General features: G+C 36.3%; 17 protein-coding genes. All 17 read right to left on the bottom strand.

Annotated elements, in window-relative coordinates; genetic code table 11:
- Nucleotides 1-14: 14 nt before the first annotated feature.
- Nucleotides 15-1,139, bottom strand: coding sequence for a hypothetical protein (locus tag H8S01_RS08795; protein WP_186836932.1), 1,125 nt, complete (start codon nucleotides 1,137-1,139; stop codon nucleotides 15-17).
- 45 nt (nucleotides 1,140-1,184) lie between these two features.
- Nucleotides 1,185-2,033, bottom strand: a complete 849-nt coding sequence (gene proB / locus H8S01_RS08800; RefSeq protein ID WP_021865473.1) for a glutamate 5-kinase — start codon at nucleotides 2,031-2,033, stop codon at nucleotides 1,185-1,187.
- A 56-nt stretch (nucleotides 2,034-2,089) separates the two neighbouring features.
- Nucleotides 2,090-3,778: an NAD(P)/FAD-dependent oxidoreductase gene (locus tag H8S01_RS08805; protein ID WP_207723039.1), complete on the bottom strand. Its 1,689-nt coding sequence runs from the start codon at nucleotides 3,776-3,778 to the stop codon at nucleotides 2,090-2,092.
- A 2-nt stretch (nucleotides 3,779-3,780) separates the two neighbouring features.
- Nucleotides 3,781-5,040 (bottom strand): NAD(P)/FAD-dependent oxidoreductase, encoded by a 1,260-nt coding sequence (locus H8S01_RS08810; RefSeq protein WP_330605557.1) that lies wholly within the window; start codon nucleotides 5,038-5,040, stop codon nucleotides 3,781-3,783.
- 43 nt (nucleotides 5,041-5,083) lie between these two features.
- Nucleotides 5,084-5,446: a hypothetical protein gene (locus H8S01_RS08815; RefSeq protein WP_186836933.1), complete on the bottom strand. Its 363-nt coding sequence runs from the start codon at nucleotides 5,444-5,446 to the stop codon at nucleotides 5,084-5,086.
- A gap of 63 nt (nucleotides 5,447-5,509) precedes the next feature.
- Nucleotides 5,510-5,917, bottom strand: coding sequence for a cytidine deaminase (locus H8S01_RS08820; protein WP_243204302.1), 408 nt, complete (start codon nucleotides 5,915-5,917; stop codon nucleotides 5,510-5,512).
- Nucleotides 5,918-5,921: 4 nt separating this feature from the next.
- Nucleotides 5,922-7,025, bottom strand: a complete 1,104-nt coding sequence (locus tag H8S01_RS08825) for a DUF3048 domain-containing protein (protein WP_186836934.1) — start codon at nucleotides 7,023-7,025, stop codon at nucleotides 5,922-5,924.
- Between the two features lie 25 nt (nucleotides 7,026-7,050).
- Nucleotides 7,051-7,560: an rRNA maturation RNase YbeY gene (gene ybeY, locus H8S01_RS08830; protein WP_186836935.1), complete on the bottom strand. Its 510-nt coding sequence runs from the start codon at nucleotides 7,558-7,560 to the stop codon at nucleotides 7,051-7,053.
- The gene (locus H8S01_RS08835; protein WP_021865481.1) at nucleotides 7,550-8,599 is read right to left on the bottom strand and encodes a PhoH family protein; all 1,050 of its coding nucleotides are present in this window, start codon (nucleotides 8,597-8,599) and stop codon (nucleotides 7,550-7,552) included. Before H8S01_RS08835 ends, ybeY begins: the two co-directional genes overlap by 11 nt.
- Nucleotides 8,599-9,846 (bottom strand): sporulation protein YqfD, encoded by a 1,248-nt coding sequence (locus tag H8S01_RS08840; protein WP_186836936.1) that lies wholly within the window; start codon nucleotides 9,844-9,846, stop codon nucleotides 8,599-8,601. Before H8S01_RS08840 ends, H8S01_RS08835 begins: the two co-directional genes overlap by 1 nt.
- A 14-nt stretch (nucleotides 9,847-9,860) precedes the next feature.
- A complete protein-coding gene (locus H8S01_RS08845) occupies nucleotides 9,861-10,136 on the bottom strand; it encodes a YabP/YqfC family sporulation protein (protein ID WP_186836937.1) in 276 nt (91 codons plus the stop codon).
- Nucleotides 10,137-10,302: 166 nt separating this feature from the next.
- Nucleotides 10,303-10,479 carry a 30S ribosomal protein S21 gene (gene rpsU, locus H8S01_RS08850; RefSeq protein ID WP_005539624.1) on the bottom strand — a complete coding sequence of 59 codons (177 nt, stop codon included), beginning with the start codon at nucleotides 10,477-10,479 and terminating at the stop codon, nucleotides 10,303-10,305.
- Nucleotides 10,480-10,614: 135 nt separating this feature from the next.
- Complete coding sequence (gene alaS / locus H8S01_RS08855) at nucleotides 10,615-13,254, bottom strand: alanine--tRNA ligase (protein WP_186836938.1); 2,640 nt, start codon at nucleotides 13,252-13,254, stop codon at nucleotides 10,615-10,617.
- Complete coding sequence (locus H8S01_RS08860; protein WP_186836939.1) at nucleotides 13,236-13,403, bottom strand: hypothetical protein; 168 nt, start codon at nucleotides 13,401-13,403, stop codon at nucleotides 13,236-13,238. Before H8S01_RS08860 ends, alaS begins: the two co-directional genes overlap by 19 nt.
- Nucleotides 13,404-13,470: 67 nt before the next feature.
- On the bottom strand, nucleotides 13,471-15,162 hold the full coding sequence (locus H8S01_RS08865; RefSeq protein ID WP_186836940.1) for a MutS-related protein: 1,692 nt from the start codon (nucleotides 15,160-15,162) through the stop codon (nucleotides 13,471-13,473).
- Nucleotides 15,147-15,860 (bottom strand): purine-nucleoside phosphorylase, encoded by a 714-nt coding sequence (deoD, locus tag H8S01_RS08870; protein WP_186836941.1) that lies wholly within the window; start codon nucleotides 15,858-15,860, stop codon nucleotides 15,147-15,149. The genes H8S01_RS08865 and deoD overlap by 16 nt, the downstream gene beginning before the upstream one ends.
- Before the next feature lie 80 nt (nucleotides 15,861-15,940).
- Nucleotides 15,941-16,465, bottom strand: coding sequence for an adenine phosphoribosyltransferase (locus H8S01_RS08875; RefSeq protein WP_186836942.1), 525 nt, complete (start codon nucleotides 16,463-16,465; stop codon nucleotides 15,941-15,943).
- Nucleotides 16,466-16,529 lie beyond the last annotated feature (64 nt).

A 16,529-nucleotide genomic window follows, 5' to 3' on the forward strand; every position in this document is an offset into this window, starting at 1 on the left:
AAAATCTTCCAACTTTACCCGACAAATATAAGCAGATCATCAAAATGCTTTATGCACCCTTTAAATTTGTCTCTTGTTTTATATATCGCATGATGCATATCCGGAAATCTGAATACCTCCACAAAATCATTTTCTTTCCTGAATATAGACATCTTCTTGACATGTTCACTTGTAACTATTATATCATCCTGAACATATTCGACGCAGACATCTGCCGGTAATTTATATTCTGTTTTCTGTGTGTTCAGGTTGATTATACGTGTTCCTTTATCACTCTCAAGGAAATTATAAGGAACCCCCGATATCACGCATATATTCTTAAAGTCTGCTGCCTCCGATATACGGCTGTTAAGCCGTACACGTTTGACTTTGTTATCATAATCATATATTACAACTTCTTCACTGTCTGCAGATACATCTCTCTTTGTATACAAGAGAGTATTGTTATATTTACGCATATGTGCAAGCTGCATTGTATCACTTGCATTGTCAAGAATGTCTGTATAAGTAATCTTTTCAAGTCCAATTACCATATCAGATACAAACTGGTTGACATTTATTACTCCTATGGTTTTATTGCCTATTTTTATTCCGCACAGATTTCCGCTTAATGGAACAATCTTGTCAATTCCAAAACGACCAAGTTCTTCGTTTTGGAATTCAAGTTCTTTATTATTTTTTACATCTTTAAGCAAAAAACTATAGCTGTCTTTGTTGCCATACTCACCATTTTTTGTCTCAAAAACACAAAAATCCTGTGCCAGTACAAGGACTTTGAGATAATCCGGTTCTCTGAGTCTGTCTGTAGGAACAATCTGTGTATGTATGATAAATGTCTCCTGCAGTGAAATCTGATACCAGTAAAATGTAATCTGTGTTTCATGTTCATTTATCATTTTTGCTGATGTAAATACAAAATAATCTCTTTCCTCAGAGCCGTAATAAATCTTCGTAACATTGAACTTTGGCACTTCCGGAAGAATTTCAAAACGCTCATTATTTGCCGGATTAAATAAGAAAATATGTTTGCCGTTGAATTGCTCAAGTCTTCTGTTATCGTCAATTATCTGAAGGAGAATTTCCCTGTTCACAGGAATATACATGCCCTCTTCAAAATTCTTGACCAGTTTAATGTCCATAAAACCTCCGTTAAACCCCAAAACTATTTGTACGTATTCAACCTCTTAAATCAATTCAAGTATATTAAAATCATTATATTCGTGTTGCAGGAATAATGTTCCGGTATTTTCACCATTAATTATTCTGCTTATATTTGTAACATCATTTCCATTCGTAATAACCATGTCTGTGCCAGAATATGTTGCAATCTGTGCTGCAACAAGTTTGGCTGACATACCGCCTGTTCCTACTGAACTTCCTGATGAATTTTTGCCCATATTCATAAGCTGCTCATCTATTTTATCTACCACATTAATGAACTTGGCATCCGGATTCTTATTCGGGTCGTCTGTATAAAGACCATCTATATCAGATAAAAGAATAAGTAAATCTGCCTCTGTTATCGAAGCAACTAAAGCCGAGAGCTTATCATTATCTCCGAAACTCTGAACCTGTTCAATCTCATATGTTGATACAGTATCATTTTCATTTACAACAGGAATTGCTCCTATATGTAAAAGTTCTTTAAATGTATTTTCTGCATTAGTACGTGTAACTGGATTAAGCATTGTATATTTAGTAAGAAGTACCTGTGCTGCAATTGTTCCGTATTCTGCAAAAAGTTTCTGGTATACCATCATAAGTTTGGCCTGTCCTATAGCTGCACACGCCTGCTTTACAGGAAGCTCGTCAGGTCTTTCGTGAAGCCCTATGGCTGTTTTTCCAACTGCAATTGCACCTGATGAAACAAGTATTACTTCTTTTCCGGAATTTTTAATATCTACTAATGCTCTTACAAGACGCTCAATTTTTAACAAATCAAGTTTTCCTGTCTCGCTGTGCATAAGTGATGATGAACCAATCTTTACAACTATTCTTTTTTTATCTTTAAGAAAATCTCTTCCGTTACACATATAAGCTGTCCTTTTTCCAATTTAAAATATTTCTGTACTATTTTACACTATTTTGCTCAGATTGTCACCTTTTTTATATATTCCGATGCAATCCTTTCCGCAACTTTCATTCCATCAACTGCAGCAGATGTAATGCCTCCTGCGTATCCTGCACCTTCGCCACATGGAAACAGGCCCTTAATATCTGATTCACAGTTTTCGTTTCTTATAATTCTTACCGGACTTGATGTTCTGCTCTCAACACCTGAAAACACAGCATCTTCCATATCAAAACCTTTGATGTGTTTTGCAAAGCCTTTAACGCCTTCACTTATTGAATCACTTATTGTTGTGCCTAAGACATTTCTTAAATTGGCAAAGCTGTAACTGCCTTTAATGTTCGGTGTTACAATGCCAAATCCGGTTGAAATTCTGTCCTGTCTGAAGTCTTCAAGCAGCTGGACAGGAACATTACCATCACCGTATCTGTATGCAAGCTTTTCAAGCTCTCGCTGATAATACATTCCTGCCAATGCACCATTATTTCCATAATCATCAGGTGTTACCGTGACAATTATTGCACTGTTTGCATTGCCTGAATTTCGTCCTGAATAGCTCATTCCATTGACGGCAAGCATATTTTTTTCAGAAGAGGCATTGACAACATAACCTCCGGGGCACATGCAGAATGAATAAACGCCTCTGCCCGCTTCTGTCTGGTATGTAACTTTATAATCTGCCGCAGGCATCTTGTATGCAGAATCACCATAAGCATTATAATTAATAAATGACTGTGGGTGTTCAAGTCTTAAACCGACAGCAAATGACTTTGCTGTCATATTTATATTTCTTTTTTCAAGCATCTCGAATGTATCTCTTGCACTGTGTCCTATTGCAAGACACAGATTGTCACATGCAAGTTCATATTCTTCACCATTTTTTACATTTTTGATTTTAATACCGGAGATTGCTCTGTATGAATTCTTTTCAATTGTTAAAATATCAGTAATTTTGCAGTTGAACCTTATTTCACCGCCAAGTTCAATAATATGTTTTCTTATTGAAGATACAACATTTCCAAGTACATCAGTTCCAATGTGCGGTTTATTTATGTATAATATTGATGGGTCAGCCCCGAATTCAACGAAAGTTTCAAGCATGCATCTGATTCTGCCGCTTGTATCTTTTATCATTGTATTTAGTTTTCCATCAGAAAATGTACCTGCACCGCCTTCGCCAAACTGCACATTTGATTCTGTGTCAAGTTCACCTGTATTCCAGAAATTTTCTACAGTTTTTCTTCTTTCATCCACAGGCTCTCCACGTTCGATTACAATTGGTTTAAGTCCTGCTTCGGCAAGTTTCAGTGCGGCAAATATTCCTGCAGGTCCGAATCCTGCAATTACAGGTCTTTTATGTGAATCAAGGCTGTAATTAACGTCTTTAGCCGGAAAATCAAACTCATTAATACATGCCATTGAAGCATTTTTTATCTGCATTTTATGCTTTTGTTTTTTAGTGATTTTTCCTTCAATAATGTCATTTAAAGCAATATTTTTTCCGGATATTATAACATTGTATACATCAACACTGTATACATAATAAATATCAGGTTTATGTCTTGCATCAAGCGATTTTTTAAATATTTTCCATTCAATCTGTGCATCTGCAGGAAGCTTTAATGTATGTATAATCATATTTTTAAGCTTTTTTTCGGATTCATCCGGCTTTAATTTCAGCTGGCTTACACGTATCACGTTTTTCATAATTATCTCCGTTCTATATTTTTACTCCGGCTGCTCATAAGCCCGGCAAGATGTCCGCTGCTGAATGCCCATTGCAGATTGTATCCGCCGCATTTTCCGTCAACATCAACAATTTCACCGGCAAAATAAAGTCCTTTTGTGTTAAGAGACTCCATTGTATCAGGATTTATCTGTGAAAGTTCAATACCGCCTTGACATACCTGGGCATTTTCAAATCCTTTATATCCCGTTATATTAAAAATGTAGTTTTTTAACTGCTTTACAATCAGAAAACACATTTCTTTTCCAGCTTCACTAACAGACATATTAATATCTGCATTTACGCTTTTTGCTGCCGCAGACACAAGCTTTTTATTTACAATTCCAGCAAAAAACTGCTCAATTGTCTTTTGCGGTTCGCGTTTTATCCGCATTTCTATGTCACTTGCAATATCATCATATTCAATATCGCTAATCATATCTATGGCAGCAGTTACTTTTTTCTTTTCAAAAACGCCCCTGACTGCAAAACGGCTCACCTGAAACACAGGAATTCCGGAAATACCGTAATCAGTATACTGTATCTCTCCTGTATCACGCGAAATTTCTTCGCCGTCAATATATATTTTTACAGTTCCGGTGCTTCTTACGCCAGCCATTATTTTGCAGAATTTATTGTCACTTTTCAACTGTACAAGTGCCGGAAGAGGTCTTTTAACACTGCATCCCATATCTAATGCAATTTTATATCCACTTCCGTCAGAACCCGAAACAGGTAATGCATTTGAGCCGGCAGCCAGAATGACTGATTTTGTATTTACACGCCTGTTTTCATTATTATCATAACAATCAATTAAAAAATCCTCTTTTTTATATATGCTCTCTATATTACATTCAAGAAAAATTTCTATTCCCAGTCTTTTTATTTCCATGCATAAAGCATCACAGACTGAAGCTGCAGTTTCAGAATGTGGGTATACATAACCGTTTTTTTCTTTTGAATAAATGCCAAGCTGCCTGAAAAATCCGATGACCTCTTTTTCATTAAACTTATTAATGACATTCATAACAAAATCCTTATCTTCATTCTGGAAACATGTTGCATCCATCTTGTGATTTGTAAAATTGCATTTGCCATTACCTGTAGATAAAATCTTGCTTCCAAGTCTTTTTGTATGTTCTATTATGGCTGTTTTTGCTCCATTTTGTGCTGCTGTGACAGCCGCCATCATTCCGGATGCACCGCCACCGATAACAACACAGTCATATCTGTAAGATCTCACATTTTCCTCCATAAGTATTTTTATAAACATTCCAACAGGTATTTTATGAACTGTAAGCCTGTAAAAAATTATAAAGATTTTCTTCACCATCAATATAAAGTCCCAGTTTTAACTGTTCACGTATTTCTGCCGGAATTGAATTCATATTAATATCGGCATAATCATAGAATGTTCTGTCCGATTCTTTATATATGACAACTTTTCCGTCTTCATAGACAAGATAAAAACTTTCATTAATATCTTCATCTGCCGGATACGTACTGTCAGTTGTCTGTGTATAATTTTCCGGATTAATGTTATTTTTATTATGTTTCGTTTTATAATAACCTGTTATAAATATAACAAAACAGATTATTATTATCAAACCGACAACAATTCCCACAATATAACCATATATTTTTTTCATACATGTTTATCAGCCTGTATATAAGCTGCCTCCATGTGGTTATTATTGCCTTTTTCAATTCAATTATTCAGTTTTGATATCACATGCACCAAAACTGTGCGGTAAAAGCTCATCAAGCTTGAATTTTTTAATTAATCCATGATTTTCAAGGATTATAATTCCGTCACTGTTCATAAATTCCGACATAACCTGTCTGCATATTCCGCACGGCCATGTGAATTCATTGCTGTCTGATGCAATTGCAATCTTTTTTATTCTGTTTTTTTGGTCGCTTACACATTTGAAAATTGCCGTTCTCTCAGCACAGTTTGTTGCACCATATGACGAATTTTCTATATTACAGCCTGTGTATACATAATTATCTTCTGATAAAACAGCTGAACCTACATGAAAATGTGAGTATGGCACATATGCTTTTTTTGCTGCTTCTTTTGCCATTGATATAAGTTGTTCATCACTTATTTCATCCATCATCTTACTCCTTTATTGTGACTTCACTTGTGTTTTCAACGAGTGCAACATATGTTTTGCCTGGATTCATTACAATTTCTGTTCCGTCACCATAATAATACTTCGTTGCACCTTCGCTCTCACTTTCTTTTATCCATGTGACTTCACTGGCATATCCATTAGATACAAACAATCCTTTTCCTGAACCATATATTTTATAATTTGGTGTTCCGTTTTCATAATAAGCAGGCGTGACATATTTTATAAGAATATTATCAAAACTCAGCTGCTCACCGCTCTCGCGGTCTATCTGTGCTGCACCAAACTGATATCTTAAATATTTCCCTGTCTTTTCATCATATTCAAACCAGGGGTCATTATATGGATAATTCATGTCAAGTTTTTTACAAGAAGCACCATTTTCAGGCACTATTTTTTTGCTATCATCTGTATTAAATGTAAACGGTGGAACAAATCCGTCGGGATATGTAAGCTCATATCCTTTATACTCAGCACTTTCAGTTATTCCATCCCAGCTTGTGTATGCATTATGCGGTGCAACTCTGTCGCTGCTTCTGTAAAAATTACAGTAATTCATTCCATCAAGCGAATGAAATGATGCTCTCTGAAGATAGCCGGCTGCATATTCGGAATACCCGAAATGGACATAAACAGCTTCAAATTCTTTGGCAAACAGAAGAAAATATGTACGGCAGCTTCGTACAGGTCCTATTTTTTCAAGGTCTGTTTTATTTTCAAAAAGACAACACATACGTGTAATGCCGCCCTCAACCGGTGATTCAAAAACAACATCTGCCTGTCCGATATCAGACTGAGGCATGGCATCATATATATTACTGTACATTACCGCATAAGGAACATTCTGATAATCTTCTTTTGATATCCATTGACCGCTCAAAAGGCTTCTTACCATTCCTTCATGTGTATCTTTTGTCTCTGTCATGTCAGCAGGCGTATCTTTTTGTGTAATTATTACAGAATTATCTATATTTACTTTTTTTCTTGTAAGCTTTCCCATAACAAGAATTACTGTCAATATTGAAACAGCTGCCACAAGTGAAAATATAACAAACTGGATTCCGGTTCTTCTTTTACGCCTTTTTTTCACTATTTACATCCTCCCCAGATATTATTCATCTTGTAATTCCAAGATTATCAAGTATTTCTCTTTGTTTAGACTCCATTACAGCAGCCTCATCAGGTTCCATATGGTCATAGCCAAAAAGATGCATCATGCTGTGTGCAACAAGAAACGCAAGTTCACGTTCCTGTGAATGTCCGTATTTTTCTGCCTGTTCAACAACCTTTTCTACCGATACAACTATATCACCAAGCATAAGTTCACCCGAATCAGGATTAAAATAATCTTCAACGTCATTTTCAAGTTCATCACTTATGCCGTCAAAATCTCCGGGTAATGCAAAATTAAGCATCGGAAATGATAATACATCAGTAGGATTGTTAATATTCCTATACTCAGCATTTATTTTTTTTATTTCATCATTGTCTGTAAGTGTAACATTAACTTCAGCTTCATATGGGCATTTTGCATAATCAACAGCTTCGTTTATAACACGGTTTATAATATTCTCGTAATCAAGCTTTAATTCTTTGTCCGTTTCGTATTCTATATTAATTGTCATTTTGTCTTCCTCTTCTTTTTGTTGTTTTTTCTTTTTTATTTTCGCTCTCTTTGTCTTTTACCAGACTTTTTGTTCGTCTGTTCTGACGGCTCTCATAATCTTCATATGCCTTTACAATCTTTTGGACAAGAGGATGCCTTACTACGTCCTGATTCGTAAGTTTGACAAAACCTATATCATCAACTTTTGATAATACTTTAATTGCAACATCAAGTCCTGATACAGTTCCGGCCGGAAGGTCTTTTTGTGACGAATCACCTGTAACTATTACTTTTGAACCAAATCCTATTCTTGTAAGAAACATCTTCATCTGTGCCGGAGTAGTATTTTGTGCTTCATCAAGAATGATAAAAGCATTATCAAGTGTCCGTCCTCGCATATATGCAAGTGGTGCTACTTCAATCAGCCCTTTTTCCATATTTGCAGCAAAACTTTCAGCTCCCATAATCTGATAGAGTGCATCATATAAAGGCCTTAGATATGGGTCAACTTTACTCTGGAGATCACCGGGCAGAAATCCCAGTTTTTCTCCGGCTTCTATTGCAGGACGTGTAAGAATTATTCTTCCGACTTCATTATTTTTAAATGCCTGTATAGCCATTGCCATTGCAAGATATGTCTTTCCTGTTCCGGCAGGACCAAGTCCGAATACAATCATTTTCTGTCTTATCTGTTCTACATAATACTTCTGTCCAAGTGTTTTGGGCTTAATCGGCTTTCCTGTTATTGTTCTGCATACAAGTTCATCATCTATTTCTAATACAGCATCTTCTTTCTCATCCATGCATAATGCAAGTGCATAGTCAACATTTTGTTCTGTTATTGTATTTCCCCGTTTGGCAAGTTCCAAAAGATTTGCCAGTACCTTTCGTGCATGACCGGCACCGGATTCACTTCCAAGAATTTTTACCTGCGAATCTCTTGCTATTATTGTAACTTTTAATGTCTTTTCAATCTTTTTTACATATTCATCAAACTGTCCAAAAACCGAAACGCTGTAATCAGCCGGTATTTCTATATTTGTTTCAATAACACTCATCAATTGCTCTCTTTCTTTTCTCCATTCGATATTTTACTGTCAGGCATTGCAAGTTCATCTGCCGCAACATTTTCTTTTACTGTCTGCGGTGAAATAAGAATAAGTGCACCTTCACATGTATAAATATCATTATTTTTAAATATTTTAACACGTTCATCAGCTATTTGCACGCCCTTTTGATTCAACTGTGACAATAATCTTGCAAGTCTGCCATTTAATACAGCAGAAGCTTCCTCATCACTATATGTATATTCTTCCGGTTTATATTCATAATATGTTATTTTTCCAACTGACACCGGAAGATATAAGTCGTCATTAATCTTTAATGTCGTATAATCCTCTTTTTTATCGCACAACTTTAATCCAACAGCTCCGGGTCCTATACTGATAATATATTTACCGGCTCTTATTACTGCATTCACCCTTGTTTTTCCTGTAAATACTTTATTTTCATATTTTTCAGACAGCTCATCACTGTAAATCATTTCTGTTTTTATTAATACATCTGCATCTGCCGTGACGCCTCTTTTTGCTATAACTTCACCAGAATCGTCACATATATTTACAACACCGGAAACAAGCACCTGTCCTTTTTCAACGTTGTCACCTTTTTTTACAAGCGGGGTGCCGCTTCTTGTTATTATTGACTCTATTGTTCCATCATCAGACGCAATTATATTTTCGGGAATCTCTGTGCTTTTTATTTCGCCCTCAAAGCTGTCATTTTCTTTTATTGAAATATAAAGATGATTACCTTTTACTGCCGCTGCGACCCATGTAATCTCATCAAAATCCTCTCTCATTTTCTTTTCTATATCATTACAGTCAATACAGGCAGTTCTGCATCCGTTTTTTACACCGATGCTTTCAAGATATCGTGTGAGAACAGGCGTTGTAAGATTGCTGTTACCCGAAAATGTAATGTTGAAAAGGAAAAGACTGCATATGTATATAAAAGCCATGCACAGTACAACTCCAGCAACAAACGAGTAATGCTTTCTATACCTGAATGCTATAAATGGAATTCCTTTTTTCTTTTTTATGCGTATTTTATTTCCTGTTTTTTTTGCAATTTCACACGCCGTCCTGAAGTTTCTGGCAGATATCACAGCCTCCAGATATTCATCGCCAGAAATAACATGCTCAAGACATATTTTTCTGTGGTGGCACATATTAATAAATCTTTCTCTGCTGCCGGACATAACATGTATCGTTACACATCCATAAATAAATTTAAATCCAGCCATAAACTACGCCTCTTTTATTTTTGCCTGTTATGATTTTCATATTCCACAATACATATTATCCCTTTTATCTGAATCTGGTCATCATCCAGATATTCAATTTCAAGGCACTTCCCTTTTATGCCAACACATCCTTTTTTTGTAGTCAGTCTCACTTCGGTTGTTTCATAGCTTACTATTGATTTGAAGTTCTGTACAACAACCTGCATATCTCCTGTAATATTTATAACAGGCATGCCAAAGACAACATCTTTTGGCAGTCCAAGCGACCTTGCAGTTTCAGCTTTATTCATAAATTACTCACATCGTCAGGCAGTATTATTATAATTAATATGCCAGACATCTGGTTTTTATTCATGATGCGGCTTCATTTACAGACTCTGCATCTTTTTTGCCAGTATATCTGTATAAAAAAAGATGAGCCCCGAAAGGCTCACCTTCAATAAAAGTCATTTAATATTAGTTGAACTTACGTTTTCTAGCTGCTTCAGACTTTTTCTTACGTCTTACGCTTGGCTTTTCGTAATGTTCTCTTTTACGAATTTCCTGCTGAATGCCTGCCTTAGCACAGTTTCTCTTGAATCTGCGTAATGCACTATCTAAAGACTCGTTCTCTTTAACGATGACATTTGACATATCTCTTCCTGACCACCCTTCTGTTGCAAATTGTGCTGTGCAATACATATTAGGGTATTTACTAATCGCACAATAAACATTATACCACATAATCTCATTGCGTCAATGATAAAATTGAATTTTTTGCACAATTTTTTATTTAATCTGTCCTTCAAGAACTTCTGGTACTTTTGCAAGTAATTCATCAATTCCTGCCGGATTTTTACCGCCGGCCTGTGCCATATTAGGACGACCACCGCCGCCACCGCCAACGATTGATGCAACAGCTTTGATAAGATTTCCTGCATGAGCACCTTTTGCAATAACATCGTCTGTTGCCATTGCAATCATATTAACCTTATCACCCTGGGCACTGACAATAAGTACAACACCTGAACCAATTTCACCTTTAAGCTTATCACCTAAGTTTCTTAATTCGTTCATATCTACGTTATCAACTTTGGCTGCAATATATTTAACGCCTTTTACTTCTTTGACATCATTAGAGACATCACCAAGTGCATTATTAGCAATCTGTGCCTTGAGTTTGTCATTTTCACTTGAAAGAGCTTTGATTTCTTCGTTCATTGCATTAATTCTTCTGATAAGCTGTGGACGCTCTGTTTTTGCAGCAACAGCGGCTTCATTTAATTCTTTTTCAAGTGATGCAAAATACTTCATAACTCCTTTGTCTGTAAGAGCTTCGATTCTTCTTACACCGGCAGCTACACCAGATTCAGAAATAATCTTGAAAAGTCTGATATTGGCTGTATTTGCAACATGTGTACCACCACAGAATTCTTTAGAAAATTCTCCCATTGATACAACTCGTACTTTATCACCGTATTTTTCACCAAAGAGAGCCATAGCTCCTGTATTCTTGGCTTCTTCAATAGTCATAACCTGTGTGATTACAGGAATTGCTTCTGAAATCTTATCATTTACAATATCTTCAACTTTTGCAATTTCTTCTGCTGTCATGCTCTGGAAATGAGTAAAGTCAAATCTTAATCTCTCTGGATTAACAAATGAACCCTTCTGCTCAACATGATTGCCAAGAACTTCACGAAGTGCTCTCTGAAGAAGATGTGTTGCACTGTGGTTCTTGCTTGTGTCAGCTCTCCATGCACCATCAACTTTTAATGTGACTTCGTCGCCGGACTTAATCATGCCTTTTGTCATAACACCGACATGTCCGATTTTGCCGCCTTTAAGGTGAATAGTTGTCTCTACCTTAAATTCGCCTTCACTGCCTGTAATTGTACCACAGTCGCCTTCCTGACCACCCATTGTGCCATAGAATACTGTCTCATCAACTATAATTGTTCCTTTATCACCCTCAGAAAGAGCTTCAACAACTTCTTCTTCAGTTGTAAGAACTGTTACATGTGAATGATTTTCAAGCTTGTCATAACCGACAAACTTACTTGTAATTGCAGGGTCAATATCATCATATACAGTAGCATCCGCTCCCATATAATTAGTTGTCTTTCTCGCTTTACGGGCTTTTTCACGCTGTTCGTTCATAGCTTTTGTAAAGCCTTCTTCATCAATTGTGATATTCTTTTCTTCGAGAATCTCTTTTGTGAGATCAAGTGGGAATCCATAAGTATCATAAAGCTTAAAAGCATCTTCACCGGCAAGTACGCTGCTGCCATTCTTTAATACTTCTGCTTCCATATCATTAAGAATACTTAATCCCTGGTCAATTGTCTTGTTAAACTTTTCTTCTTCTTCAGAAATAACTTTGGTAATGAATACTCGCTTTTCTTCAAGTTCAGGATAACCATCCTTTGAACCTTCGATTACTGTCTCACAAAGCTTAGACAGAAACTTACCTTCAATACCTAAGATACGTCCATGTCTTGCTGCACGACGGAGAAGTCTTCTTAAAACATAACCTCTTCCTTCGTTAGATGGCATAATACCATCACTTACCATAAATGTAACTGATCGGATATGGTCTGTGATAACACGGATAGAAACATCCTGCTTCTCATCATCTTTGTACTTAACGCCTGCCATCTCACAGACCTTGTCACGGAGTGCCTGTAATGTATCAACATCAAATATTGAATCAACATCCTGAACTACAACCGCAAGACGTTCAAGTCCCATACCTGTATCGATATTCTTCTGGATAAGGTCAGAATAATTACCCTTGCCATCATTATTAAACTGTGAAAATACATTGTTCCATACTTCCATATATCTGTCGCAGTCACAGCCTACTGTACAGCCCGGCTTGCCGCATCCGTACTTTTCGCCTCTGTCATAATAAATCTCTGAACATGGACCACATGGACCAGCACCATGTTCCCAGAAATTATCTTCTTTGCCAAATCTGAAAATTCTTTCAGGTGCAATCCCAATCTCTTTATTCCATATATCAAATGCCTCATCATCATCTACATAAATAGATGGATAAAGTCTGTTGGCATCAAGTCCAACAACCTCTGTAAGGAATTCCCATGACCAGTGAATTGCTTCTCTCTTGAAGTAGTCACCGAATGAGAAGTTACCAAGCATCTCGAAAAATGTACCATGTCTTGCTGTCTTTCCTACGTTTTCGATATCACCTGTACGGATACACTTCTGACATGTTGTAACCCTGCGTCTTGGCGGAATCTCCTGTCCTGTAAAATACGGCTTTAATGGTGCCATACCTGAATTAATAATTAATAAACTGTTATCGTTATGTGGAACGAGCGAAAAGCTCTTCATCTTGAGATGTCCTTTGCTTTCAAAGAAATCCAAAAATAACTTTCTTAACTCGTTTACGCCTCTGTATTGCACTCTTCTTCCCTCCTGGCTTTTTTAGCATCTTTTTTCTTTCTAAGTGTGCCGCCAATAAATACTGCGGCAACTAATAAACCAAGCATAATTACAAATTTTATGCTCTCATATAAAATCTCTCCGGCCAAAATACTTACCAAACCAACCATATTGCCTCCAATTCTGCATACATTTACTATGCAATCACATTGTTATATATTATCACAAAAAAAATCATTAATCAACCTTCCAGCTTCCACTCCTGATAAAATAGCCAGCCTGTGATTCTGCTGCATCAATTATATTTTTGTTGTACCCAATCACACCAAGCAGTTTTATGGCATTTCTTGTAACCGCAGGTCCTGTAAACAGTCTGTAATTAAACTTTACATCATCATCTGTAACTTCTTCCTGAAAATGATAATTATCATAATATTTTTCAAGAAGATACGTAAGTTCAATATCATGCGTAGCCGCAAAAACAAGCACATTTTTATATCTGAGGCTTTTTAGTATCTCAGATGATGCAGCAATTCGTTCAACGGTGTTTGTTCCGCGAAGAACCTCGTCAACAAAACAGAGTACAGGTCTTTTATCATCTTTATCAACAGCATCAAGTATACGTTTTAATGATTTTATTTCAACAATGTAATAACTGTTTTGTGCATTAAGGTCGTCACGAAGTGCCATTGAAGAATATATCCTATAAAAAGGAGCATTATATTCTTTTGATGTACTTGTATAAATAGTCTGTGATAAAAGAGCATTTATTGCAATCGTCTTTAAAAATGTCGATTTACCCGATGCATTTGACCCCGTTACAAGAACATGTTTTGATGTTGTTATCGAATTTACAACTGGTTCTTTAATAAGCGGATGAAAAACCTCAGTCACCGACATGTTAGTCCCATGTGAAGATAACGCAGGTCTTGACCAGTATTCAAGCTGTTTTCTGAAAGAGGCTACGCATATACATGCTTCAATATATCCAAGTGTTTCCATAAGCTCATAAACCTTGTCCTCATGTGAATCAAGCTTTTTAAGCATATGATTAAACTTAATGAGGTCTATATGTGTGAGCATACGTACATAATCAAGTACCATCTCTGAAAGTGAACCTGTCACATTGCCTGATGTCAGAATTCCCGAATTTTTTACAACAGAAGAAAAATCTTTTTCAGCATCTTTAAAATATCTGTTATATTCCGAAAGTTCTTCTATATCTAATTTTTCAATATCATGTGCAGCCTGGACCATGCGTACAATCTGTGTTATACATATAAAATAAGGTTCAACGCCGGCTTTTAATTTGTAATAACTTATTACAGCAAAGCTTACAGCCACAATAACAAGCCCGATTCCCGCAACAGGATTCACAAAAATGCAGCATATAATCGCAGCTGCTATTAAAATTACTGACAGATAATGAATAAGATTGCCCGACGGCTTCAAATCCGAAAGCAGGCTGATATAATCACTTACCGATACACCCTTTGAAAATCCAAGCCAGCAGAAAATCCTCTGCACAGATTTTCTTTTTTCTTTATCGGATGCAAAAAACGAAGCAAGTCTGTCAGTTTCTTTTAACTTCTTTATATCCGACGGAATACGGAGCATTTTATACAAACTTTCCTGACCAACAGAAGAATTTGCTATATTCATTTTTTTGTAAATTCTATCCATATCGAGGTCATTCCACGTTATATCATCTATATATCCGCTGTCGGCCCCGGAATTTTCTATGCTGTCCTCATAATAATGAGAAATAACTTTCATTTCATCATCTGTTATTTTCCTTGTTGACGGTTTTCCCCAGCTGGATTCAAGCTTTTTTTCAATACGTTCACGCCTTCGCCTGTTATTATCCACCCACAGATAAATCACCGCCACAATAAGTGCTGCAATAAACAAGATTACTTTTGAGTCCATGCTACCTCCAGTGCAAGTTTAATCATATCATTAAATCCTTCCTGCCTCTCACCGGCATCAAGTTTTTCTGATTTATACAAATGATCACTTATTGTAAGCATACACAATGCTTTTTTTGAAAGTGCCGCTGCATTAGCATAAAGAGCAGCTGCTTCCATATCCACGCACAAAACTCCCATACGTTTCCATGCATCATTGTCCAATGGGTCATAAGTATAAAATGAATCAGTAGAAAGGATATTGCCTACGCGGACATTAAGTCCAAGCTCTTCTGCCTTTCCGGCAGCAGTCGAAATAAGATTATAATCACCAACCGGTGCAAATGTTCCCGGGAGCTTAAACTGTGACATATAATTGGAATCTGTACATGCAGCCTGTGCAATTACTATATCTTTAAGATTAATATCATCTTTAAAAGCTCCAGCCGAACCAACTCTTATTATATTGTCCACATCATACATTTTATACAATTCATAGCTGTATATACCCATAGACGGCATTCCCATGCCGCTTCCCATAACAGATATTTTTCTGCCTTTGTATGTTCCTGTATATCCAAGCATACCCCTTACTTTATTAAAACATACTGCATCTTCCATATAATTTTTTGCTATATATTCAACTCTTAACGGATCTCCGGGCATAAGAACCGTCTTTGCAATATCTCCCATCCGGGCATTATTATGTGGTGTTGCCATAAGTTAAGCTCCTTTTATAATGAAATTTAAAAAGGCTGCAAAAATCCGCATTATGCAGATTGTCAGCAGCCATAATATAATTAGTTACCTTCATATTGGATTACAGCATCAACATCATATCCATTGAGCTTTTCTCTTCCTTTAAGTCCTTTGAGTTCCATAAGAAATACAACCTTTACAACTACGCCGCCAAGTTCTTCAACAAGCTTGATAATAGCTTCTGTTGTACCACCTGTAGCAATTAAATCATCAATAATTACAACTTTCTGACCAGGTTTGATTGAATCCTTGTGCATCTCGATAGTTGCTTTTCCATATTCAAGATCATAATCACACGAAATTGTCTCACATGGAAGTTTACCTTTCTTCCTTACAGGCACAAATGCTTTATGATTATTGTATGCAATCGGCACACCAAAAATAAATCCTCTCGATTCAGGACCTACAACAACATCATAGTCAATTCCTTCAAGACACTTATCCATCTCGTTAATTGCAAGATGTAATCCGTCCGCATCCTGAAGTACACTTGTCACATCTCTGAATATAATTCCTTTTTCAGGAAAATCAGGAATACTTCTTACATATTCTTCCAATTTCTTCATCTCGTATCCTCCAAATAGATATCTTTATTCTTTGTTAATAATAACACATTTTCATATTATTGTA

Origin of the sequence: Lachnospira hominis (ex Liu et al. 2021) (assembly GCF_014287955.1) — a bacterium.
In the GTDB taxonomy this organism is placed as follows: Bacteria; Bacillota; Clostridia; order Lachnospirales; family Lachnospiraceae; genus Lachnospira; species Lachnospira hominis.